Genomic DNA, 21,546 nt, shown 5'->3' with positions numbered 1-21,546 from the left:
AATCATATATAGTTATATAGTATTTTTTTAGTTGTTGTAGAGATTGTTTATATGTAGATATATTATATATACACGTAGTTATACACATTTTTTATTGTTAAATTACTTAGTATAATATATTGATTGTAATTATTACTCACATTATTTATATAATTATTTTTTAAGTGGATAATTATAGTAATTTATGTGTTTAAAGTTAGGAAATGTGATGGATATTGGATATCTAGCATTTTACACACAAAATTATCCACAAAGTTATTCTTTGTATTTTATAGGTTATTAACCTCTTGATACATGATATATATACCTAATTACTGGTTAATTTTAATATAGATATTAAAGTATGAATAAAGAATTATCCACAAATACTAATAAGTTATGAACAAGCTAGTTATTCACTTGGTTTCAGACTCTTCAGTACAAGCAGTTAAGCATGCAGCTCATACTGCTTTGTCACAATTTAGTAAAATTGAGTCAAAATTATATCATTGGCCAATGTTAAGAAATGTAGAATTGTTGAATGAGGTTTTGAGAAAAATTAAAATGAAGCCAGGCTTGGTATTATACACTATTTTAGATTATGAACTAAGAAGAAATTTAACTAAATTTTGTTATGATTTGAAAATTCCTTGTATTTCTGTCGTAGGTAGAATCGTAAAAGAAATTTCAGCTTTTTTAGGTGTAGAAACAGAAGGAAGTTTAGTTTATGATTATGAATTTGATGAAAGTTATTTTGATAAAATTCATGCTATTGATTATACATTTAGACATGATGATGGTCAGATGACTAGTGAATTAGACGAAGCTGATATTATTCTGGTTGGTCCTTCTAGAACCTCAAAAACACCTACTTCTGTATATTTAGCATATAATGGATTTAAAACGGCAAATATACCTTATATACATGGTTATCCATTTTTAGATATTTTAGGAAATGTAACAAAACAACTTATAGTTGGTTTAGTTATTGATCCAGCTAGATTGATTGAAATAAGAGAAACTAGAATGCATTCTTTACAGATAAGCGATAATACTAGCTATACTAATTTTAAAATAGTCCAGGAAGAATGTATGCAAGTAAAACAAATTTGTGAACAACAAGGATGGTCGGTAATTGATGTTTCAAGAAGATCTGTAGAAGAAACTGCTTCTGTGATTATGAAACTTTACTATGATCGTAATAAGTCTGTTTTAACAAATTATGCTAAACAGCGAATGTTTAAAAGTACAAGAGGTCATTGCGAGACCACATAGTGGTCGTGGCAATCCATTCTCCTCGCAATGACGCTCGAATTACATATTGTTATATGATTAAAGAATCACCTACTAAATCAACGACAGGATTAGGATGAAGATTATCTAAAACATATTGATCTGCTTCAGACCAACTGTTTGATAATTCTTGTTTTGGGACATATCGCGCATTAAATTTCTCAAACCATTGTACAGTTTTGTTACCACATATTCCATCAACTGAAATATTATAACCATGATTTTTTAACTGAGATTGAACATTAGAAACTGTTTCTCCTTGAGCATCCTTGCGTATTAGTATTTTTTCTTGTTGTTCTTTTGTAGTGTCTATAAATTTACCAAAACCATCTTCTGCAAGAGTTTTCCAAGGAAAGAGTTTTCCAGGTGCCACATGTTTTTCAGCTACTTCACCAAGACCAACAAGATCATCCTTAATATTTAAATCAGGATATCTTTCTTTAATATCTGTAAGACATGCTTTTAATCTGTCTATTTGAGAAGATGTAAAATTACTTTCTGAATCATTAACAAGCATGATAGATATGCCAAAATCATTAACTTTTTTTTGTCCTTTCCAACTACTATTGCCGGCAAAAAATGTTTTTGACTCTAAGTCATTATGATATTGATATTGGTTACCATCTTTATCTATTATGTAATGTACACTTGCTCCTCTTCCTTGCAAAGCAATTGATGCTTGGTCTAATGTTGGGCTAACTGAATAGGTTAGCACAACACAACTTGGTTCTATTCCTTCTCTAGGTGCAGAAAATTTACAATGATTAGTACGACTAATACCATTATTTTGCTTACTCATTTGATCCTCCTCATGATAATTTTAATTTTCTTGAAAGTATTAAATATGTACATATGGCTAACCAAATAACATTACACCAAATTTAGATGTCTATTAGTCAGAAGATAGTAATTAATAACGATGAAGTAACCCAGGAAAATAATCAGAAATGGTTTGCTTCATAAAATTATGCCCCCCTGATAATAGATGGAGTAATGCTAATCGGATAGCTATACTTAAAAAAGTATAACTATAATCTTGGCTTATGCAACAAGTTATTGCTAATATGTAGGAACTATTGTATCTTAAAATTTATGATATATTAGTGTGTTTAATAACTAAATAATTAAGGGACTATGACAAGTAATATAACAGATGATTCTTTTGATAAAGAAGTTTTACAATCTACTGATCCTGTATTAGTTGATTTTTGGGCTGAATGGTGTGGACCATGCAAAATGTTGACTCCTATTCTTGAAGAATTGAGTAAGGAATTGGTAGGAAAGGTAAAAATTGTTAAAATGGATATAGAGCAAAATCCTAATACACCTTCAAGTTTAGGTATCCGTGCTATACCTACGATGATTCTATTCAAAGATGGCAAACAACTAGCTACTAAGACTGGATTATTTCCTAAAAATGCTATTGAAGAATGGATTGATTCTTCAATAAAAATGTAAATCATGTTTTTAGTATATGACGTCTAAACTAGTATCTATAGAAATAGTTGATGGTTTTGTTGAAGGAATCAACAATCAACAAAGAGTAGAAAGCTTAAGGCGTTTTCTTATTAAAGGTGGTAGTATTTTTCCTTCGTCAATTCCTATCTTAAATAATATAAATTTTTCCTGTAAAACAGGTGAAAGAATTGCCTTTATTGGTAGTAATGGTTCTGGAAAAAGTTCTTTGCTTAAGGTAATTGCTGGAATTTATCCATTAAAATTTGGAACAGTTAAAGTTCATGGTGATTTTGCCGCTATCATTGAGACTGGCATAGGATTTGAGTTAGAACAAACTGGCAGAGAAAACATTAAAATGCTTATGCTTTATAATAATATGTTAAGTAGATACAGTAAAGAATTAGAACAAGAGATTATAATTTTTTCTGAACTAGGTAGTAAGATAGATTTACCAGTAAAAAATTATAGTTCTGGTATGTTATCAAGATTAGCTTTCTCTGTATCGGTTTTTCAAGATGCAGATATTCTTTTGCTAGATGAAATTTTTGCTACTGGTGATAGTTATTTTGTTGAAAAATCTACTAATTTTATGAAGAATAAGTTACAAAATATACCAATTCTAATATTAGTAAGTCATCAGGAAAATATTATTAGGGGTAATTGTAATAGATGTATATTATTAAAGGAAGGTAGTATTATCGCGGATGGCAATCCAAGTGAAATATTAGAAATTTATAATAGTGGGAATTACTAATGTTAAAGTATTTTTTTTCCAAAAAATACTGGTTGGCAGTAATATTATTAACCCAAGCTTCTATATCTCGTCAAAATAAAGATTCTTTCTTGGGTTCATTATGGGGGTTAGTTCAGCCTTTTGTCTATATAATAACTATTTCATATTTTGTTGGATTTTTACTTAAACAACCAAGAGAAACAATGATTATGAATTTAGTTGGAGCTATACCATTATGGACTTTTATTACTACTAGCTTAAATATATCATCAAATTCATTAATTAGTCGTAGTGGAATTATAAAAAAGATCATAATTTCTAGAACTATCTTTCCTATATCGGATAGTTTGGCACAAGTTTATACTCTAGTTTATTCATTTGCAGCTATGTATATAGCTTTTATCATCTTATATCCTGAAAGACTTAGTGTAAATATATTTTTTGTGCCAATTCTTGTCTTACCGTTAATTATTTCTGTATGTAGTAGCTCTATTGCCTTTGCATTTTTAACCCCATATATACGAGATGTTCCTCAAATTTTAAATCTAATTTTTAGTGTTGTATATTGGAGTATACCAATAGTGTATCCATATTCTATGGTACCAGAATCAAAAAGGATACTCTTTGAAATTAATCCTATTTTTCTTGTTATAAGACCAGTTCAATTCCTAGTAACAGAAGGAATACTGCCAGATGCATTCGTGATTATCAAGTCTATTATTGTAACTGTTATTGTTACCTTCTTTAGTTATATTAGTTATAGGTTTTTTGCTAAAAATGTCATATATTATGTATGATACTTTTTAACATGGTTAAAAATAGATTTTTTTGTAGGTCAAATTTCAGGATTTTTGTCTGAGAAGTGGCATATGAGTTACATATGAAATGGTTATTAAGACTATAAAAACCCTGAAAGCCTGATAGGTACTGGTGGGCGGTAGTGGACTCGAACCACCGACCTTTACGATGTCAACGTAATGCTCTAACCAACTGAGCTAACCGCCCTTATTTTCTCATGATTTAATTTTATACTTAAATCAACAAAATATTCAAATATACACTAAAATTTTTGTAGTAACATGTCTAATATATAATAGCTTCAATTTCAAGTTTTATTTGCATTATTTTAAATATTCAGCTAGAATCTGCCATAAAATTATAAGTAAATGACCTTAAAATCTCAAGCTTTGGATATCTGCAATAATTTTGTAGTGGCACTGGATGGTCCAGCGGCATCAGGTAAAAGTACAATTGGACGAATGTTAGCACAAAAACTTGAGCTCACCTATTTTCAATCAGGTATTGTATACAGAAGCCTTGCTCTTTCTTGTATAAAGCAAAAAATTGATCTTACTGATATAAATAGAATAATTGAATTATCTAAATCCACGGAATATATAAAAAATTCAGAACTTGATAGTGAGGTTGTAGGTAATATAGCCTCACAGCTTGCCGTTATACCGGAAGTAAGAAATAATCTGGGAATATATTTGGTAAAATTAATAAAAACAATTCCTAGAATTGTAATGGAAGGTAGAGATATTGGAACAGTAGTGGCACCGAAGGCTGATTTAAAGATTTTTATTAAAGCAGATATTGTTATTAGAGCAAAAAGAAGGTATAAAGAACTGCAAAAGAAAGATGGAGAATGTCTTTTTGATGTAGTTCTAAAGCAACTGGAAACGAGAGATAAAAGAGATATAGAGCGTGATATCGCTCCGTTAACTGTCTCTCCAGGAACTTTAGAAATTGATACTTCTTATCTATCACCAGAAAAAGTGATTGATAAGATTATGGAGTTTATTTTAGTTAGGTAATATCAACATATTTTATGTGCAATAGGTTGTTTTATCTACATTTATTAACCATTCATAGTTAATTTAGTTGGATTTGCTGATCAGTGTGATAGAAGTGAAACCTAAAATTAGGTCAACATCTAAGCAACTCGCTCGATTAAATTCAAATCAATTAACTATATTTATTATACTAGGTGGCACAACTAGTATTAGAGAATAATATGCAAAAAATTAAGAAAAAATTTGTTTCCCAACTTGCAGAAATTAGCCTTCAATCTCATGAAGATTTTGCACAAATGCTTGAAAGCATAAGTACTAGCCATATAAAAGAAGGTACTGTTGTCAAAGGTCAAGTAGTAGGTATCGCCAAAGGAATTATCATAGTTGACGTTGGCTTAAAGAATGAAGGTAGAGTTCCGGTAGAAGAATTTGCCTTGGCTAGTAATCAACCTTTACCAGAAGTTGGTGATATAGTTGATGTATATATTGAGAAAATTGAAGGTCGCAATGGTAGAACTATATTAAGCCGTGAAAAAGCTATTAGAGAAGAATCATGGGGACATTTAGAAATTGCATGTGCTCAAAAGCAGTTTGTGGATGGTGTAATATTTGGGCGTGTTAAAGGGGGATTTACCGTTGATGTATCAGGGGTTGTTGCTTTCTTGCCTGGAAGTCAGGTAGATGTTAGACCAATAAAAGATATTTCTTCGTTAATGGGTATCAAGCAGCCATTCCAAATTTTAAAAATGGATAAGAAACTTGGTAATATTGTGGTTTCTAGAAGAGCCATACTTGAGGAATCAAGATCTGAGGCTAGGGATGAAATGTTATCGAAAATTAAGGAAGGGATAATATTAGATGGTACAGTAAAAAATATCACTGATTACGGTGCATTTATTGCTTTAGGTAGTTCAGGTAATGTAGACGGTCTATTGCATGTTACTGATATTTTATGGAGCAGAATAAATCACCCTTCAGAAGTTTTATCTCTAGATCAAAAAGTTAAGGTTATAGTTATAAAATTTAATGAAGAAACTAAGAGAATTTCACTTGGTATGAAGCAACTTGATCATAATCCATGGCAAAGTATAAAAGAAGAATTTCCGGTTGGTACGATAATGACCGGTAAAGTAACAAATATTGCTGATTATGGAGTATTTATTGAGCTAAAAGATGGTATTGAGGGTCTTGTACATTCAAGTGAAATTAGTTGGGTGAAATTAAATCAGCATCCTAAAAAAATGCTTACTATCGGTCAAGAAGTGCAATTCACCATTTTAGAAGTTGATACTGATAAACATAGAATATCTTTAAGTATTAAACAATGTCAAGATAACCCCCTTATTGAGTTTGCTAAGCTTAATCCAATAGGTAGTATAATTAAAGCTCCAATACGGAATATTACTGACTTTGGTATGTTTGTAGCACTTGATGATAACATTGATGGCATGATTCATGAAACGGATATAAGCTGGGAAGGTAATGGTACTGAATTGTTAAAAACATATAAAAAGAATGATCAAATAGAATGTAAGGTTCTATCAATTGATATTGAAAAAGAACGTATAAGTTTAGGTATTAAACAATTAAGTGAAGAGATGCAGCAAGATGAATTTGAGCTGTACAAAAAAAATATGATCGTTACTTGCTTAGTCACTGCAGTTCAAGATGATAGAATAGAAGTGGCTTTAGACGATAAAGTATCGGGCTTTATCAAGAAGGCTGATCTTTCTAGTGAAAAAACCGAACAAAAAACTGAAAGATTTGCCCCTAATGACAGAATTGATGCAAAAATCATCACCATTGATAAAGCATCTCGTAAAGTTACTTTATCAATAAAAGCCCTTGAAATAGACAGGAGAGAAAAAGCTATCAAAGAATATGGTTCTGCTGATAGTGGTGCTAGTCTAGGAGACATACTTGGAGCAGCTCTTGACGATAGTAAAGATGATAGTAAAAAACAATAATGGTGTATTAATAACAGACTTTTTGCATAAGGCTACTAGGTGTTTAGTCCCAGGGTATAATGGAGTATATTATAAAGAATTACCATCAAGAGAGGAATTATGGGACAAATATTACACGGCTGTGCCAAAATGACAGAGGCAATAAGTTTTGCAATCCAAAGTAGTCAAGAGAGCTTAAAGAGGTTTAGCAAGAAAATATTCTATTAATCCTAAAACAGTTGCTAAGTGGAAGAAACGAACTACATTACAAGATAGTTGTATGGGTTTCAAAGAACCATCTTCTACAGTATTAATTTCTGAAGAAGAAGCTATGTGTATAGTATTTCGTAAACACTTATCTTTTCAGTTTAGCAAAGCGTTACTTTAGTAGTGACGAAGCAATTTAAGAAAACGAGTGGGTTTACTTCATTTCAGCAAAGCTACTGTCGCAATGACGACGTAATGCTATTCGGGTTAGCTTGTAGCCTACAAAACCATAATTAGAATTACGGTATGACACTTGTTCTTGGTTTAAATTCCGGTTTAGACTTTGTTGATTTAAACAATTTACAAGGTCTAAAAAAATTAGATGAAATTTTTTTAAATTTCCTGTGTAGTCATAGTTATTCTCTCTATCAAACTATTTTATCATTAAGAACTAATCCTGAGCAAGTTGATCAGAAATATTACTCAGATTTTTTATTAGAAATTTCACCTATTTTTGATGATTTTCTAGCTGAATTATTTGATATCGAGCAAGAAATAGCAAATATAAGACTTAGCCATCAAGAGTTTGATATAATTTACGAATGTAAGAGAAAATTTGTTCAGCGTGTTGCAGTAAAAAAATATCCTTATGAGAAATTACAAGAGATTGATTTTGCTAGTGTATCAAATTCTCTAGAAAAACTTTTGAAAGTAGGATGTCACCCTTGTGGTATGTGTCATCCTGCTTTGGTACGGGAACTAGATTTCCACCTATGCGAGAATGACAAAAGTGATTTTACGAATAAGTTTGCTCGTCAAGTAATGGAATGGCAATTAGATGCTGAAAAATATGCTTCTGAGTTAGATATAGCAGCAAAATATGCGGCTTTTATGGTTTACAATAATGTTGAAAGCCAATTATTTTCTCTACCCCAAAAAATAGATAAAGATAATCTAATAGACCATGAAAAAGTCGCTAAGTATAGAAACAATGCAAGAATAGGATTTGATTATTTAGATTCTACGTCCAATCTAGATGTAGTTTTAAATAATACTCATTATTGTATCTATTGTCATAAACAGGAAAAAGACTCATGCTCTAAAGGGTTATTATCAGCAATATACTCAAATCAGAAAAGTATGCTGTCAAAGTCGGGATGTCCGCTGAAGCAAAAAATCTCTGAGATGAATTATGTAAAATCAAAGGGATTTAATCTAGCTGCCCTTGCTATTATTATCATTGATAATCCAATGGTAGCTGCTACTGGTCACAGAATTTGTAATGATTGTTCCAATGCTTGCATCTATCAAAAGCAACAAGCTGTGGATATTCCTCTTGTTGAATCTAATATCTTAGAGACTACTCTGCTTTTGCCTTATGGGGTAGAAATATATTTATTACTTACCAATTGGAATCCGCTTAACATTTTTGCTCCTTTACCAAATCTTCCAACTAATTATAAGGTTTTAGTAGTTGGTCAAGGACCAGCTGGCTTTAGTTTAAGTCATTATTTATTACGGGATGGGCATGATGTAGTAGCCATAGATGGTTTAAAAATCACCCCATTGCCTTTTGATGTTAACCAACCTATTAAATATTGGTCTGATTATAAAAAAAACTTATCAGAGAGAATACCAGGAGGCTTTGGCGGAGTAGCTGAATATGGTATTACTCCAAGATGGGATAAAAATAATTTGACGATATTACGTCTGATGTTACAAAGAAATAGTCGGTTTAAGATTTTTGGTAGTGTAAGCCTGGATAGCAATATAACTATGGAGCAGGTATACCATTTGGGATTTGATCATGTTGCCTTGTGTACTGGGGCTGCTAAACCCAAAATCGTTGAGATGAGAAATTTTCTTGCAAAAGGTGTTAGAACAGCTTCCGACTTTCTAATGACCTTGCAATCAGGAGGAGCTTTTTTAGAGCAATCTATCACTAATTTACTTATCAGGATGCCTATTATCATTATTGGTGGTGGATTGACCGCTATTGATGCAGCAACTGAAAGCTTAAATTATTATAAATTACAAGTAGAAAAGTTTTTAAAGAACTATCAGTTATCAGTTGTAAAGAATGGTAAAAAGCACACAGAGCAACATTGGACAAATGAGGATAGATTAATAGCTGAAGAATTTATTTTGCATGCAAAATTATTTAAGCAAGCACAAACTAGACCATCTATCAAGCAAATCCTAGACGAATTAGGCGGAGTAACAATTTGTTATAGGGGTAAATTAAAAGATTCTCCTGCCTATAAGTTAAACCCTGAGGAAGTGATGTATGCTATGGGGGATGGTGTAAAATTTGTTGAGGATATGATACCTTTAGGTATTGATGTTGATCAGTACAACTATACCCAATCGATAGAATTTGATAATTTAGGTGTAAGAAAAAAATTTAAGGCACGAACTGTACTGATGGCAATAGGTATCGATAAAGAGGTAGTAAATAATCATTTAGAAGATAATATAACATATTTTGGTGATTGTAATCCTTTATACTCTGGAAGTGTGGTTAAAGCCATAGCAAGTAGTAAAGAGGGATATAAAAATATCGGAGAAAAACTTACCAAAAATAGTCCAATTTTTCCTGGTAGTTATATATATTTCTTTGCTAAACTAGATTATCTATTAACGAGTCGTATTGAAGAGGTTAATATTCTATCTGATAAGATAGTAGAGCTTGTAATACATTCTCCTCTTGCTGCTAAGAATTTTCAACCAGGGCAATTTTTCCGTTTGCAAAATTATTCTAGTGATATTGCAAAAATTATTGAACCTTTGGCTATTGCTGGAGCTTATGTTGATTCAAAAAATGGGTTAATTCATTTGATAGTTTGGCAAAGTGGTAAATCAAGTAATTTATGTAGATATTTATCGAAAAATGAGCAGGTAGTACTAATGGGGCCTAATGGTAAGCCAACTGAGATATTAAAAGATAATAATATAGTTCTTATTGGAGGAGGGGTTGGAAATGCTGTTTTATGCTCAATAGCCAAGGCTCTTAAAAATAATAATTGTAAAATTATATATTTTGCTGGTTATAAAAATTTACAAGATAGATTTTATCAAGAAAAAATTGAAGAATCAGCTGATATAGTAGTTTGGTGTTGTGAAGAGGGGATTTTATCAAAAAATCGGTCGAAAGATATTAGTGTTAAGGGTAATTTGCTGTATGCTATAATGGGGTATTGTTCTCTCTGGGAGAATTTGGCTATAGATAGGATAATAGCCGCCGGTGTTTCAGAAATGATGCAAGCTATAAGAGATAAAAAAGATGATTTTTTTGGTAAAAAACCCCAACTAATAGTAAGCATTAATTCTCCTATGCAGTGTATGATGAAAGGTATTTGTGGGCAATGTATTCAAAAAATTACAGACAAAAATAGATATATTTTTACTTGTGCCTGCCAGGAGCAAGATGCAAAAATAGTCGATTTCATAGGGCTTAAGAGTCGTTTAGAACAAAATTCTCTGCAGGAAAAATTATAGTTAATTTTTCTTATAGTATATAGAGTTTGTCCGCAAACTAAAATTAATTGGAATGAAAACGTGATTTTTTTGGCTATGAGTTGATTACTTCTTGGTAGGATACTTACTTCTATTACTTAGCTTTTGGACAAGCTATGAAGAGTGGAAGAAAATTTCAACAAAAAATAATCACCAACTAGATCGACTTATACAAGAAGCCTCTTTTCAAAACTAGTTTCTAATCTTATATTGCTCCATCGTTAGGAGTAAAATTTTCTTGTTGATCAAAACTCTCAAGAGGACTAATAGCATCTTGCTTGTTGCTCCTTGCATAATCTTGTGCTTCAGATTCTGATCGTGCCACAATTACTGTTATGTTTGTGCTAAGATCAGCGTGCAACCTGACCTCTACCACAAATACACCTGTTGATTTTATTGGCTTGTTAAGAATGATATTTAAATGTGATATTAACTGTGAAGAAGCCTTAGATAAACTTTCGGCAATTTCTTTATTATTCACTGAACCAAACAACCGACCATCATCAGAAGACTGTCTAATAAAGACCAGTTCTTTACTACTTATGATATTATTAATAGCTTCTGCCTCAGATCTTATTTTTAGGTCTTTTTCCTCAAGATCATGTTTTTGAGTTTCTATGAACTGTTTATTAATCTCTGTTGCCCTAATTGCTAATTTCCTAGGGATAAGATAATTACGAGCAAATCCTTTTTTTACCTTAAGAATTTCTGCAATTTTCCCGAGCTTTCTTACGGGTTTAATCAAAATAACTTCCATTTTATTCCTCTGCTCAAACTTGAAACACAAAAGGTAACAATGCTAGAATTCTAGCAATTTTTATAGCATTTTTCAGTTTTCTTTGTTTTTTGGCACATACATTGGTGATCCTGCTAGGTAGCATTCTGCCACCCTCCGATACAAATTTTATTAACAAGTCAGGATTCTTGTAATCAATTATTGGAGCATTTGCAATAGAGAGAGGGCAACCTTTACGTTTTCTAAAAAACACCCTTTTATTGGTTCTATCAGCCATTCTAGTCATTGACTTGGAGTCAGTAGCATCATTTTCAAACATTTTAATCTTTTCCAATTTTATTATATTGAGTCTTTATTAATTGTTACATCCACTATTTCTTCATGGTCTAAACTTTTACTTCTTAAAATCGGCGAAGGTTCAATACTTATTGAATCAACATTTATGTTAATAAACCTAATAATATTTTCACTTAACTTCATTTTCCTTTCCATTTCAGTTATCACTGAAAAGTCAGTTTTAAGTCCCATAAAAATATAATGCCCTTTTTTGTTATTACCAATTTTATAGGCTAAACTTCTTAAACCCCAATATTCAGTTTTAACAACCTCACCATTACTATCTTCAACAATTTTAGTAAAATCATCGGTAATTTTATCTACATCAGCAGACGAAATATCTTGCCGTATGATAAAAACTGATTCGTAAAAAGCCATATATAAGAATCTCCAGCTACAAAATAAAGTTATTTATAACAATAAAAAATATTTAATTCAAGTGTTATCTTTACTATAAGGCATAATTAATGAATCTACTAAATAATCTTTTGATTGCATAATTGCAACCGTTTTGCACGGACTGTAAACAAATAATTAAATTAGTAGACTTATGTTAATAAATTTAGTAGAAATTTATTAATTAATTCGATAATATTGCACTTTAAAAAGTTAAGTTTAATATCATTACAATAATTTACAATAATGTAATATTAGACTCTTGCATAACTAAATTATACTCTTTTGCTTTAGAATTGGTTTCGCAAAACTTTGGATATTGATGTACTTATGCTTAATAGCTGTATACGTTGTCTTAACTCCACCTTTTGTTTATGCTCCAATTTTTTAAATCATTTGGATATACAAGAGAAGAATTTAGTTATGCCTAAAATCTTCATTTAATTAGTATTTAAAATGTTTGATAAATTACCACCTAGAATTCTTATTATAGAATCAACTAAAAGCATTAACGCTTCTTTATCTAATGTTATAGAGAGAGCGTGGTTTAATCTTATTAGGGCTAATACAGTAGAAAAAGCTATATCTTTTTCTACTGTAAATCATCCTGATGTCATTATTATTGATTCGATAGTACAAGATAAAGTTGCTACAGATATAGCAATTACAATAAGAGAAATTGACGGCTTAGCGAAAGTACCAATAATTTTTTTGTTACACCCTGGAGAGTTTCCGTCTAACTATACTTTAGAAGATAGCAACTTTGTTGCTTGTCTCATTAAACCATTCACATCAGATCAATTAATGCTCTTAATAAGATCTTTATTAAGACGCTCTAATTTAATTCTACAAGATAAAGTTATAAAGTATAAAGAAGTAAGTATGGATCTTACCACTTATAAAGTAACTAATAACGGTAGGATAATTCGTTTAGGACCAACAGAATTTAAGATTTTACAACTTTTCATAAAATCCCCTAAAGTAATATTTTCTCGCCAAGATATTGTAAATAAAGTGTGGGGAAAGGATGCGGTTATTGATCTACGTACTATTGATGTACATATAAATAGAATAAGAGCATCTCTAAATAACAAAGACTCTGAAGTATTTATAAAAACTGTTCGTTCCATAGGGTATTGCCTTGATTTACCAGATATTCAGGATTAAAGTAAGAAATTATCAGAAATTTCTCATATAATTCTTGTAAAAGATATACAACTTGCAATTTAAAAAAATTGGTGTAATATTCTGAATACTTTAATAGACCTCTTGCATAACCTAATCTAATTGGTAATTTTATTGTCAAAACTCGTCTCCGTTCCTCACGTACATCTTAGTACGCTGCGGTACTCGACTTCGTTTTTCCTAAAAATTCCTCAATTATCTTTAGGTTATACAAGAAGTCTAATATATATAAGTACAAACCAATAGCTTAGTTGTTATGAAATCAGATAAAATTAAAAACACCCTGATTATACCATTATACATTATTATATTAATTATTGCAATACCGATACTAAGCGAAACTATTTATACTCCCTCACTTCCTAGCTTAGCCAAGGATTTAGCAATTAGTGCTAATTTAGCTGAATATACCCTTACTATTTATTTGTTTGGTTTTGCTGTTGGGGTTTTAATGTGGGGCAACTTATCTGATTCTTATGGACGTAAGCCTTGTCTACTTATAGGATTTTTAATTTATGCTTTATCATGCTACATTTGTTATCTATCAGATAATATAAATATGTTACTAGCTGCAAGATTTATGCAAGCTTTTGGGGCTAGTGTTGGGTCAGTATTAGGACAAACCATAGTTAGAGATGCAATAAACCCGCAAGATCGTGGTAGGATATTCTCAACTATAAGTATTGCTATGGCTCTTGCTCCTGCTATAGGACCAATTATCGGTAGTTTGGTAATAAAATTTTATCATTGGTCAGCTGTATTTCTTGTATTAATCGTAATGGCAATATTAATTATGTTGTTAGTATCAGCTAAACTTCCAGAAACTAACCAAAATCTAGAGGTTAAACGCTCGATTATTATATTGTATCAAGAATGTTTTAATAAAATGATCAGAGATATAAGATTGCTCGGTTTCGTATTTTTAATTGGAGCAGTGAATGGTATTACATTTGGCTATTTTGCTGAAGCACCTTTTTATTTTATTTCAGGGCTAAATATGGCAACTTCATCATTTGGTATGATAGCATTCTTTATGTGTATTCCCTCAATTTTAGGTGGGCTGATATCTAAAAAGATGCACAAATTGCAAATAACATCTGACAATATTATTTTTGCAGGTGTTAAGCTTATGTGTTTAGGATCTCTGCTATTCTTTTTATCTAACTATTTTAATCTAATTAATAAAGATGATGTAATCTGCTCTGTATTCCAAACTTTATTATGGATGGGCATGATTAACACTGGTGCTATGATGGTAATTCCCAATTGCATCAGTCAAGCTTTGGAAAATTATGGTCAATTTGCTGGTACTGCTGCCTCACTTTCTGGTTTTATGTATTATGTAATTATCGTAGGTTTCACAATACTAATGGGATATATGCATGACGGAACATTGATACAATTACCATTATTTATACTGAGCATTGCAATTAGCATGATGTTAGTGTTTTATGTTGCCATTAATAAGAAACAGATATAAGTCAATTCAGGGGAGGTTGGTGACCATAACTGTTGAAAGTTGAAAAGAGAGCTAAATTATAACTAAAGGTTGTGTATAAATATAAACTCAGGGTAATTACCATACAAACCCGTCATTGCGAGCTGATGTATCCCCACGAAATTGTTGCAAAATAATGCGAGTTGCCAATTAATTGATTTTAGTAAACCCTAGACTTCACAAGGTTTGAAGAACATTTAATCAGGTCAAAAAATGCAATAAATTCTCAAAATTAGAAATTTTTTAAAATACATAGCGTTTTGATTATACTTTCCACGTGTCAAATAGTTCGTAAACTGCTTGACATCTAGGTTTCATGTAGCAAGAATTTCGTGGGGATACATCAGATTGCGAGGAGGTCGCTAGACCAACGAAGCAATCCATTTCTAATCGCTTTTCTAGATTGGATTGCTTCGTCGACTACGCTTCCTCGCAATGACGCTATGCTATTTTTTCTATTACTTTTAAATACCATGCTTAAGGTGAGATACAAATATACTTGACTTACAGGTAATAATAATTTACTTTAATGCAGGTTATATGGCGGATGTAGCTCAGTTGGTTAGAGTATCAGATTGTGGATCTGAGGGTCGCGGGTTCAAGTCCCGTCTTTCGCCCCACCTTCTCGAGGTTCTACAACTTCACTCAAACATTTTTATTTTGGTTTTATTTTGGTTTTCCAGCAAAACTCCCCAAAATTGACCTACAAAATAGTCTATTTTTAACCGTTTTTCACGGGGAGGAAGTATGACAGAATCGTTAACTTTTTCCGATAGCTTAGTTAAAAATCCAGATACTATTTTCTATAATATAGTCGGTAATTTCGTCCCACCTGAATGGCGAAACCTTACTAATAATTGTGGTAAGCAATTAAGTAAAACTTCTCGTCAGCTCCTGTCGTTGATAGTTTCCCGTCTACAGTTTTATAATAAGGATAAGCAAGTAGAAGAATTACAAGAAGGCTATCATTTCTTCGAAAAAGAACTAGGAGTTTGCCAAAAACGGATTGCACAATGTCTAAGAGAATTACAAACAAGTGGGTTCATTAATTTCACTTTAATTACTACGATTAAACATAATCTAAAATGCCGCAATATTTTATGTATCAAACTCCTTAAGAAATTTATAAGTTTTCGTAAAGCTAATGATAATTCTTCTAACTCTAATTATACAAATATTCAATCTAGCCATCAAAAAATTTCAACTCAGCAGGAAGAAAAATTTAACCCAAATGGCAAAAAATTTCCCCCACACAATATAATAGATAATAATATATCTATATCTTTATCTAGATGTAAAAAAAATGAAAAAAATTAAAGTTTGCCAGAGCTTGAGTCAACTGAGGAGAAAGATTTTAATTCACCACCTGAGGCAACGTTAATCTCAGTAAGTGAAGCTTTCCCCTACAATTCCATAGACTGCAATTCCAGCGATGTAGCTTTAACTGATGACGAGTCAGACCCAGATTCTGATTCAACAGGCGGGGCTTCAGGAAATAGCGGAGATCACTGCTCTGTGCCTTACTCTTAAAACCTTGTACTAACAGTTCAAGACCTTGTTTTTTCCAGTTACTTATCTGTGTAGCATGAACCCCATACTTGCTAGTTATCTGGGCTATAGTTAATTCCCCCTTTATCGCCTCTATGACAATTTTAGTTTTTTCTTCCGCACTATACTGCTTAGCTTGTTTTTTCATCTCTAGCTCCTTATTCTTTTGCTAAAGAATTCTATCTCATTTCCTCTTATTTTTTGTCTAAATTTGGGGGACCATTATATTACCATAAATCTCCATTTAATCTTACAATTTAAAAAATTTGCTATTAATTCTCAAAATGACCCTCTTTCATTTCTCTCCAAGCTTCAAGAATTTCTTTTAACACCTCCTTATTTGTTTCAATTTCGTGGTCATCAAAATCACTCAATGATTTTATTAAGTCCTCAAGATCTTTTAGTGTTAATTCAGATATATCTTCATCTGGATAGTTTTCTTCTAAGCTCATAGCAATTTCGTCAACATCATTCCAATGCATTATTTTCCCCTATATTATTTTTATAGCCAATTACTATTACCATTTAATCAACTCTACCAATAAATAATATATTAGTGCATGTTTATAATAGTATATTATTAAAGGGGGTGAGATTATTATACAACTAATATGCTGTTTTGCTTTGAAGAATTGACCTTGCTTGTTTTTTAGTTTAAACTGATAGTCGTTCAATATTATAGTTAGTTAGAGGTGCATATGCCATTAGATGAAGGAAAAAATAATGTATTGTTATTTAATATTGGTGGTAGTCATGAAAGCCAAGAAACTCAGCATAGCACCAATATGTCTAAATTTAGCTCAGCAATATCAACTATTGAGCTTAAACCCCACATACAAGATGGTAAACTAGATAAGGAAAATATAGTAAGTGAAATATTTGATAAAGCTGAGAATCTAGGAAAAACACCCATACTTAATATACAATTTAATTCAAATATGGAAAAACCGTTATTTGATGAAGATGATTTAACGGATTTAAAAAACTTAGGGGTCAAGGTTTGTTTAACCTTTAGCAATTATAACTCACAAGCTCAAAATCTACAATCTAGTTGGCAACCTCTTCTTACCGGGGTCAACCATGTGTTTTTTGCTAATGCTAATGACCAAATTAGGGCTGTGGCTGAAAAACATGTAGCAAAAGAAAAAACTTCGCACATCCAATCTATGCCAGTTAGCAATTTAATAGAGTCAGAGATTCTAAACAGACCTCCTAATATATTATTGTCAGGGGGATTACCTAATAAAGAGAGATTAACTGAGGTAGTAAAAGCAGCAAAAGACTTAGGTAATACTAGGGTAATTATAGCCAGCAATCCTTCATCTATCGATGACGTAGCTAATATTATTGCAAACAAATTTGATATCATTAACCAAGATCAACAATTAGGTATTAAGTTAGAAGTTGAAGAAATTTTAAAAGATAAAGTTGGTGGGGCTAAAAAACTGGAAAATTATATATCACAATTATCTCAACAATTCCAAAAAGATATTGGTAGAACAGAAATAAATCCTATTGATATATATTTTGACCTATCTGAGCCGCAAAAACTTCAGAATCTTGCCAAGCAAGCTAAATATACTGTACCGCTTCAACAGGGATACACCATTGAAAATTTTACTAATGGTTGCATCCCATTGGGTCAAGGTCAGGGAAGAAGTTCTGATATTACTGCTGAAGTTAAACAAAGGGAAGATGTTCCTGGCATTAACAGCGTAACTGTTCATGATATGCAAGAGAATCTAAATGAATATAAACCAGAGAATGTCCTTAAGAGAGTTATCAATGCTTTTAAACAAATGGCAAATGAAGAGGGAAAATCGATACCGATACTAACAAAACAAAACAAGGTAGAATCCTCTCAGGAAAATAATCTAACAAAAGAGAATTATTGGTATAATGATTTGGATATATCCAATTTACTAAAAGCCTCATTAAACGAAAATGTTTCTATCCAACCAGCTGTATCACTAGCTTCTGAGCAGTATAACAATGAAATGTTACGACATGTTATGCTTGAAGCTATCGCATCGGTAAATAGTGGAAAAGACTATGCTGTTATGCCAATTAATACGGGACATGAACACTGGGTTAGTTTAGCAATCACTAAGGATAGGGATAATAAGATAGTATTTACCTATAATGATCCTATGGGAACGGAGATAGAGCAAAGATCAAAGTTGGTAGAGATGATTAAAGAAGTTTGCCCTGATAATGCTAAAATCGTTGATTTAAAGACTAAACAACAACAAAACGATAAAGATTGTGGACCTTTCATTGTAGATAATTTAATTAAAATGGCAAAAGGCGAGAAGATTCTTACTACTGAACAATCTCAAGATATGGGAGCAAAATTACGTAAGGGGCAAGCAGAAACAATGAACATCGAAAAAATCAAGAAAAAAGCTCATGATATAAGAAAAACCATAACTTCCTCTACATCTCTACCTCGTTCTGTTACATCTTCTGCTATTAGGAGCAATAATCGCTTTAGAGGGAGTAGTATTGCTTAAGAGATGAGGGGTTACAAGGTTAAAAACATTTTTCATAAAATTCAGTTATCTTGTCTTTAACCTTAACTGGATCAAGCATTATGTTAACTCCTCCTCTAAATTCCGCTGAGTTTGCTAAACCACTACTATACCAACCTATATGCTTTCTCGCTAGCTGAACGCCGGTATCGTTCCCGTAATATTCTAGCATGGAATCATAATGACTTAATATCACTTCTAACTGCTCTGCCATTGAAGGGGAGGGTAGTTCTTCTCCTGTTGCAAGATAATGGGCTATTTGAGAAATAAACCACGGTCTACCATATACTCCCCGACCAACCATTATACCATCAGCCCCCGATTTTTGTAAGCATTCCTTAGCTTTAGACAAGGAGGTAATGTCTCCATTAGCGATAACGGGAATCTTTACCGCATCCTTAACCTGTCGTATAAACTCCCAATCTGCTTGACCAGAATAAAACTGGCATCTTGTCCTACCATGAATGGTGATCATTTGTATACCAGCATCATAGGCTATTTTTGCTAAATTTGGGGCATTCTTAGTTTGTTCATCCCAGCCAGTACGCATTTTTAAAGTTACTGGGATTTTTACCGCTTTTACTGTAGTTTCTAAGATTTTTGCCGCTAATTTCTCATCTCGCATTAAAGCAGAACCAGAATAGCCGCCAACTACTTTTTTAGCTGGACAACCAAAGTTTAAATCAATAATCTTGGCTCCCATATCCTCATTCATTTTAGCTGATTCTGCTATTATATCGGGTTCGCATCCAGCAATCTGTACGCATGAACCAGTAGCATCATCTTGAATGATCGCACATCTTTGTAAAGATTGCCTTGTTTCAATAATCATTGCCCTACTAGCAACCATTTCAGAGATTACCAGACCTGCACCAAATTTTCGTACTAATTTTCTAAATGGTAAATCAGTAACCCCCGACATTGGGGCTAATATCACCGAATGAGGTAGCTGAATATTGCCTATTTTTATCATCAACTTATTTTAATTGCTTAAATCAGGATTATAGCTGAATAAGAAATAATTTTGCTAGAAAATTATGAAGTTTATTGATTTTAATGACTCATCTTACGTATGGCATTTACAGACCATATATATTTCGTCATTGCTAGGAGTATTTTTGCTACAACGAAGCAATTCTAGTTACTTTTTGAATTACTTCGTTGCCTATGTTTCAATGCTTAGATTTATCTATAGCAAAACCTATTGAATTAGGTGATATTATGATAAAGTAATATGCATATCTCCTATAACGTCTATGCTATAATCCTCGCCACCATAGTTAAATTCTAGATGACCATCAGGGGTAAGAGATAAAAAGAGGAGATGGAAATCATGTCCTGTAAGAGTGACAGTACGCCCTCCTGCCCTTACAGTTAATGATTCTCCAAAAGTCGAATCTCTAACAACTACAGCAGGTTCTGCTGCTTCTATTCTTTCTTCTGTTCTCAATATTCTTGGTGTATTTGGTATATTAGGGGCGGTCATAATATTTCTCCTATTTAAAAATTATTTTGTGCATTATATATAGTTTAATTTTTTACGCAATATCTTATACGTTTTTAAAGATTTTGTATGAAAAAAGCTGATCGATAAGCGTCATTGAGAGCGAATGTATGTGAGCGTGGCAATCCATAAAGCTCGTATAGTCAATTGATGAGAAGTTGGTGACGTTGTCGCTCAATGCTCGCCTATTACTTATAGGCGTTGCTCCATCGTTCCTAGCCCCAAATTCCCCTGAATTGACTATAATATGGAGCAACTATGTTTCGCAATAAAAATTTAAATAAATTTGGTGTAAATTAATTATAAAGCTATATAATTAAGGCTATTTAAATCAATTGTAGAAGCTATATTTGCTCAGCCATATTCAACAACAAATTATATTATGAAAATCAATGTGGAAATTATTCGCACTTATCAAGATTGGGAAAATCATAAATTTATCAATAAACTATTAGTGAAGAAGGTTGCGTGTGCTATACTAAGTAGATATAAGAATTTTAAAGGAGTTGCAAGGTTTGAGCTAGCGATATTACTAACTGATAATAATGAAATGTTAAATTTGAATAGCCAATTTTGTGGTAAGGAGAAACCTACAAATGTGCTATCATTTCCTGATATAGAATTAGACTTTCGGCATTTACTTGAATTTACTCCTAATGTAGGTTATATGTATTTGGGAGACATAGCTTTTGGGTATGAAATAATTCAGAGTGAAGCGATAAGTCAAAATAAAAGCTTTAGGGATCATTTTATACATCTTTTGGTACATAGTATTTTGCATTTACTTGGCTTCGATCACCAAAATGACGAAGAAGCAACTATTATGGAAAATTTAGAAGTAGAAATATTAAAGGATTTTGCTATTGTTTCTCCATATTAACAAT

General features: G+C 31.9%; 21 protein-coding genes, 2 tRNA genes and 1 pseudogene. 15 read left to right on the top strand and 9 right to left on the bottom strand.

Going from position 1 to position 21,546, the window contains the following annotated elements; all coding sequences use genetic code 11:
* The first annotated feature begins 378 nt into the window (after positions 1-378).
* Positions 379-1,254: a pyruvate, water dikinase regulatory protein gene (locus ACFELY_RS02945; protein ID WP_375333587.1), complete on the top strand. Its 876-nt coding sequence runs from the start codon at positions 379-381 to the stop codon at positions 1,252-1,254.
* A 49-nt stretch (positions 1,255-1,303) separates the two neighbouring features.
* Here ACFELY_RS02945 and ACFELY_RS02940 read toward each other — a convergent pair whose 3' ends face one another.
* Positions 1,304-2,071 (bottom strand): N-acetylmuramoyl-L-alanine amidase, encoded by a 768-nt coding sequence (locus ACFELY_RS02940; protein WP_375333586.1) that lies wholly within the window; start codon positions 2,069-2,071, stop codon positions 1,304-1,306.
* Positions 2,072-2,406: 335 nt separating this feature from the next.
* On the opposite strand from ACFELY_RS02940, the gene trxA reads away from it, so the two are divergent.
* Genes trxA through ACFELY_RS02925 form a run of 3 tightly spaced genes read left to right on the top strand, consistent with a single transcriptional unit; the run spans position 2,407 to position 4,260 of the window.
* Entirely contained in the window at positions 2,407-2,730 is a 324-nt protein-coding gene (trxA, locus tag ACFELY_RS02935) for a thioredoxin (RefSeq protein ID WP_375333585.1), read from the top strand.
* Between the two features lie 16 nt (positions 2,731-2,746).
* Entirely contained in the window at positions 2,747-3,484 is a 738-nt protein-coding gene (locus ACFELY_RS02930) for an ABC transporter ATP-binding protein (protein ID WP_375333584.1), read from the top strand.
* Positions 3,484-4,260, top strand: a complete 777-nt coding sequence (locus tag ACFELY_RS02925) for an ABC transporter permease (protein ID WP_375333583.1) — start codon at positions 3,484-3,486, stop codon at positions 4,258-4,260. The genes ACFELY_RS02930 and ACFELY_RS02925 overlap by 1 nt, the downstream gene beginning before the upstream one ends.
* A 131-nt stretch (positions 4,261-4,391) precedes the next feature.
* Here ACFELY_RS02925 and ACFELY_RS02920 read toward each other — a convergent pair.
* Positions 4,392-4,468 (bottom strand) — tRNA-Val (locus ACFELY_RS02920).
* Positions 4,469-4,629: 161 nt separating this feature from the next.
* Here ACFELY_RS02920 and cmk point away from each other — a divergent pair.
* From cmk to ACFELY_RS02895, 5 genes and pseudogenes are all read left to right on the top strand, one after another.
* On the top strand, positions 4,630-5,280 hold the full coding sequence (gene cmk / locus ACFELY_RS02915; protein ID WP_375330129.1) for a (d)CMP kinase: 651 nt from the start codon (positions 4,630-4,632) through the stop codon (positions 5,278-5,280).
* A gap of 200 nt (positions 5,281-5,480) precedes the next feature.
* The gene (locus tag ACFELY_RS02910) at positions 5,481-7,226 is read left to right on the top strand and encodes a 30S ribosomal protein S1 (RefSeq protein ID WP_375333582.1); all 1,746 of its coding nucleotides are present in this window, start codon (positions 5,481-5,483) and stop codon (positions 7,224-7,226) included.
* Positions 7,207-7,359 (top strand): hypothetical protein, encoded by a 153-nt coding sequence (locus ACFELY_RS02905; protein ID WP_375333581.1) that lies wholly within the window; start codon positions 7,207-7,209, stop codon positions 7,357-7,359. The genes ACFELY_RS02910 and ACFELY_RS02905 overlap by 20 nt, the downstream gene beginning before the upstream one ends.
* Positions 7,326-7,560 (top strand): annotated as a pseudogene (locus tag ACFELY_RS02900) (IS481 family transposase); the annotation flags it as partial. The gene ACFELY_RS02905 and the pseudogene ACFELY_RS02900, both read left to right, overlap by 34 nt.
* Before the next feature lie 158 nt (positions 7,561-7,718).
* A complete protein-coding gene (locus ACFELY_RS02895) occupies positions 7,719-10,910 on the top strand; it encodes an FAD-dependent oxidoreductase (protein WP_375333580.1) in 3,192 nt (1,063 codons plus the stop codon).
* A gap of 223 nt (positions 10,911-11,133) precedes the next feature.
* Here ACFELY_RS02895 and rplI read toward each other — a convergent pair whose 3' ends face one another.
* From rplI to rpsF, 3 genes are read right to left on the bottom strand one after another with little or no spacing between them, the layout of a single operon-like run.
* Complete coding sequence (gene rplI, locus ACFELY_RS02890; RefSeq protein WP_341759612.1) at positions 11,134-11,685, bottom strand: 50S ribosomal protein L9; 552 nt, start codon at positions 11,683-11,685, stop codon at positions 11,134-11,136.
* A 13-nt stretch (positions 11,686-11,698) separates the two neighbouring features.
* Positions 11,699-11,983 (bottom strand): 30S ribosomal protein S18, encoded by a 285-nt coding sequence (rpsR, locus tag ACFELY_RS02885; protein WP_341750523.1) that lies wholly within the window; start codon positions 11,981-11,983, stop codon positions 11,699-11,701.
* Between the two features lie 20 nt (positions 11,984-12,003).
* Positions 12,004-12,378 carry a 30S ribosomal protein S6 gene (rpsF, locus tag ACFELY_RS02880; RefSeq protein ID WP_341759614.1) on the bottom strand — a complete coding sequence of 125 codons (375 nt, stop codon included), beginning with the start codon at positions 12,376-12,378 and terminating at the stop codon, positions 12,004-12,006.
* 474 nt (positions 12,379-12,852) lie between these two features.
* Between rpsF and ACFELY_RS02875 the strand changes: the two genes are divergently transcribed.
* The 4 genes from ACFELY_RS02875 to ACFELY_RS02860 all read left to right on the top strand — a co-directional run bounded on the left by ACFELY_RS02875 (position 12,853) and on the right by ACFELY_RS02860 (position 16,396).
* On the top strand, positions 12,853-13,563 hold the full coding sequence (locus ACFELY_RS02875) for a winged helix-turn-helix domain-containing protein (protein WP_341759615.1): 711 nt from the start codon (positions 12,853-12,855) through the stop codon (positions 13,561-13,563).
* 274 nt (positions 13,564-13,837) lie between these two features.
* Positions 13,838-15,061, top strand: a complete 1,224-nt coding sequence (locus ACFELY_RS02870; protein WP_375333579.1) for a multidrug effflux MFS transporter — start codon at positions 13,838-13,840, stop codon at positions 15,059-15,061.
* Between the two features lie 561 nt (positions 15,062-15,622).
* A tRNA-His gene (locus tag ACFELY_RS02865) sits at positions 15,623-15,699 on the top strand.
* 127 nt (positions 15,700-15,826) lie between these two features.
* Positions 15,827-16,396: a hypothetical protein gene (locus ACFELY_RS02860; RefSeq protein ID WP_375333578.1), complete on the top strand. Its 570-nt coding sequence runs from the start codon at positions 15,827-15,829 to the stop codon at positions 16,394-16,396.
* Between the two features lie 37 nt (positions 16,397-16,433).
* Here ACFELY_RS02860 and ACFELY_RS02855 read toward each other — a convergent pair whose 3' ends face one another.
* Together ACFELY_RS02855 and iscX are read right to left on the bottom strand one after the other, a co-directional pair.
* Complete coding sequence (locus ACFELY_RS02855) at positions 16,434-16,775, bottom strand: transposase (protein ID WP_375333577.1); 342 nt, start codon at positions 16,773-16,775, stop codon at positions 16,434-16,436.
* A gap of 124 nt (positions 16,776-16,899) precedes the next feature.
* Entirely contained in the window at positions 16,900-17,109 is a 210-nt protein-coding gene (iscX, locus tag ACFELY_RS02850; RefSeq protein ID WP_341759619.1) for a Fe-S cluster assembly protein IscX, read from the bottom strand.
* Between the two features lie 216 nt (positions 17,110-17,325).
* Here iscX and ACFELY_RS02845 point away from each other — a divergent pair, with 216 nt between their 5' ends.
* Entirely contained in the window at positions 17,326-19,140 is a 1,815-nt protein-coding gene (locus tag ACFELY_RS02845) for a Ulp1 family isopeptidase (RefSeq protein ID WP_375333576.1), read from the top strand.
* 19 nt (positions 19,141-19,159) lie between these two features.
* On the opposite strand, the gene dusB is transcribed toward ACFELY_RS02845, so the two are convergent.
* Both dusB and ACFELY_RS02835 read right to left on the bottom strand, forming a co-directional pair.
* Positions 19,160-20,131 carry a tRNA dihydrouridine synthase DusB gene (gene dusB / locus ACFELY_RS02840; protein ID WP_375334117.1) on the bottom strand — a complete coding sequence of 324 codons (972 nt, stop codon included), beginning with the start codon at positions 20,129-20,131 and terminating at the stop codon, positions 19,160-19,162.
* 246 nt (positions 20,132-20,377) lie between these two features.
* Complete coding sequence (locus ACFELY_RS02835) at positions 20,378-20,644, bottom strand: hypothetical protein (RefSeq protein ID WP_375333575.1); 267 nt, start codon at positions 20,642-20,644, stop codon at positions 20,378-20,380.
* Between the two features lie 400 nt (positions 20,645-21,044).
* Here ACFELY_RS02835 and ybeY point away from each other — a divergent pair, with 400 nt between their 5' ends.
* On the top strand, positions 21,045-21,542 hold the full coding sequence (gene ybeY / locus ACFELY_RS02825) for an rRNA maturation RNase YbeY (RefSeq protein WP_375330138.1): 498 nt from the start codon (positions 21,045-21,047) through the stop codon (positions 21,540-21,542).
* The last annotated feature ends 4 nt before the right edge of the window (positions 21,543-21,546 follow it).

Source organism: Candidatus Tisiphia endosymbiont of Xenochironomus xenolabis, assembly GCF_964264705.1.
In the GTDB taxonomy this organism is placed as follows: domain Bacteria; phylum Pseudomonadota; class Alphaproteobacteria; order Rickettsiales; family Rickettsiaceae; genus Tisiphia.
The sequence above is the reverse complement of the archived record's forward strand: the minus strand, read 5'-3'. Positions and strand labels throughout refer to the sequence as shown.

Bases quoted from the DNA above. Each gene is read 5' to 3' on its own strand.
- ACFELY_RS02945 (WP_375333587.1), top strand. From the start codon at position 379: ATGAACAAGCTAGTTATTCACTTGGTTTCAGACTCTTCAGTACAAGCA.
- ACFELY_RS02940 (WP_375333586.1), bottom strand. From the start codon at position 2,071: ATGAGTAAGCAAAATAATGGTATTAGTCGTACTAATCATTGTAAATTT.
- trxA (WP_375333585.1), top strand. From the start codon at position 2,407: ATGACAAGTAATATAACAGATGATTCTTTTGATAAAGAAGTTTTACAA.
- ACFELY_RS02930 (WP_375333584.1), top strand. From the start codon at position 2,747: ATGACGTCTAAACTAGTATCTATAGAAATAGTTGATGGTTTTGTTGAA.
- ACFELY_RS02925 (WP_375333583.1), top strand. From the start codon at position 3,484: ATGTTAAAGTATTTTTTTTCCAAAAAATACTGGTTGGCAGTAATATTA.
- cmk (WP_375330129.1), top strand. From the start codon at position 4,630: ATGACCTTAAAATCTCAAGCTTTGGATATCTGCAATAATTTTGTAGTG.
- ACFELY_RS02910 (WP_375333582.1), top strand. From the start codon at position 5,481: ATGCAAAAAATTAAGAAAAAATTTGTTTCCCAACTTGCAGAAATTAGC.
- ACFELY_RS02905 (WP_375333581.1), top strand. From the start codon at position 7,207: ATGATAGTAAAAAACAATAATGGTGTATTAATAACAGACTTTTTGCAT.
- ACFELY_RS02895 (WP_375333580.1), top strand. From the start codon at position 7,719: ATGACACTTGTTCTTGGTTTAAATTCCGGTTTAGACTTTGTTGATTTA.
- rplI (WP_341759612.1), bottom strand. From the start codon at position 11,685: ATGGAAGTTATTTTGATTAAACCCGTAAGAAAGCTCGGGAAAATTGCA.
- rpsR (WP_341750523.1), bottom strand. From the start codon at position 11,983: ATGTTTGAAAATGATGCTACTGACTCCAAGTCAATGACTAGAATGGCT.
- rpsF (WP_341759614.1), bottom strand. From the start codon at position 12,378: ATGGCTTTTTACGAATCAGTTTTTATCATACGGCAAGATATTTCGTCT.
- ACFELY_RS02875 (WP_341759615.1), top strand. From the start codon at position 12,853: ATGTTTGATAAATTACCACCTAGAATTCTTATTATAGAATCAACTAAA.
- ACFELY_RS02870 (WP_375333579.1), top strand. From the start codon at position 13,838: ATGAAATCAGATAAAATTAAAAACACCCTGATTATACCATTATACATT.
- ACFELY_RS02860 (WP_375333578.1), top strand. From the start codon at position 15,827: ATGACAGAATCGTTAACTTTTTCCGATAGCTTAGTTAAAAATCCAGAT.
- ACFELY_RS02855 (WP_375333577.1), bottom strand. From the start codon at position 16,775: ATGAAAAAACAAGCTAAGCAGTATAGTGCGGAAGAAAAAACTAAAATT.
- iscX (WP_341759619.1), bottom strand. From the start codon at position 17,109: ATGCATTGGAATGATGTTGACGAAATTGCTATGAGCTTAGAAGAAAAC.
- ACFELY_RS02845 (WP_375333576.1), top strand. From the start codon at position 17,326: ATGCCATTAGATGAAGGAAAAAATAATGTATTGTTATTTAATATTGGT.
- dusB (WP_375334117.1), bottom strand. From the start codon at position 20,131: ATGATAAAAATAGGCAATATTCAGCTACCTCATTCGGTGATATTAGCC.
- ACFELY_RS02835 (WP_375333575.1), bottom strand. From the start codon at position 20,644: ATGACCGCCCCTAATATACCAAATACACCAAGAATATTGAGAACAGAA.
- ybeY (WP_375330138.1), top strand. From the start codon at position 21,045: ATGAAAATCAATGTGGAAATTATTCGCACTTATCAAGATTGGGAAAAT.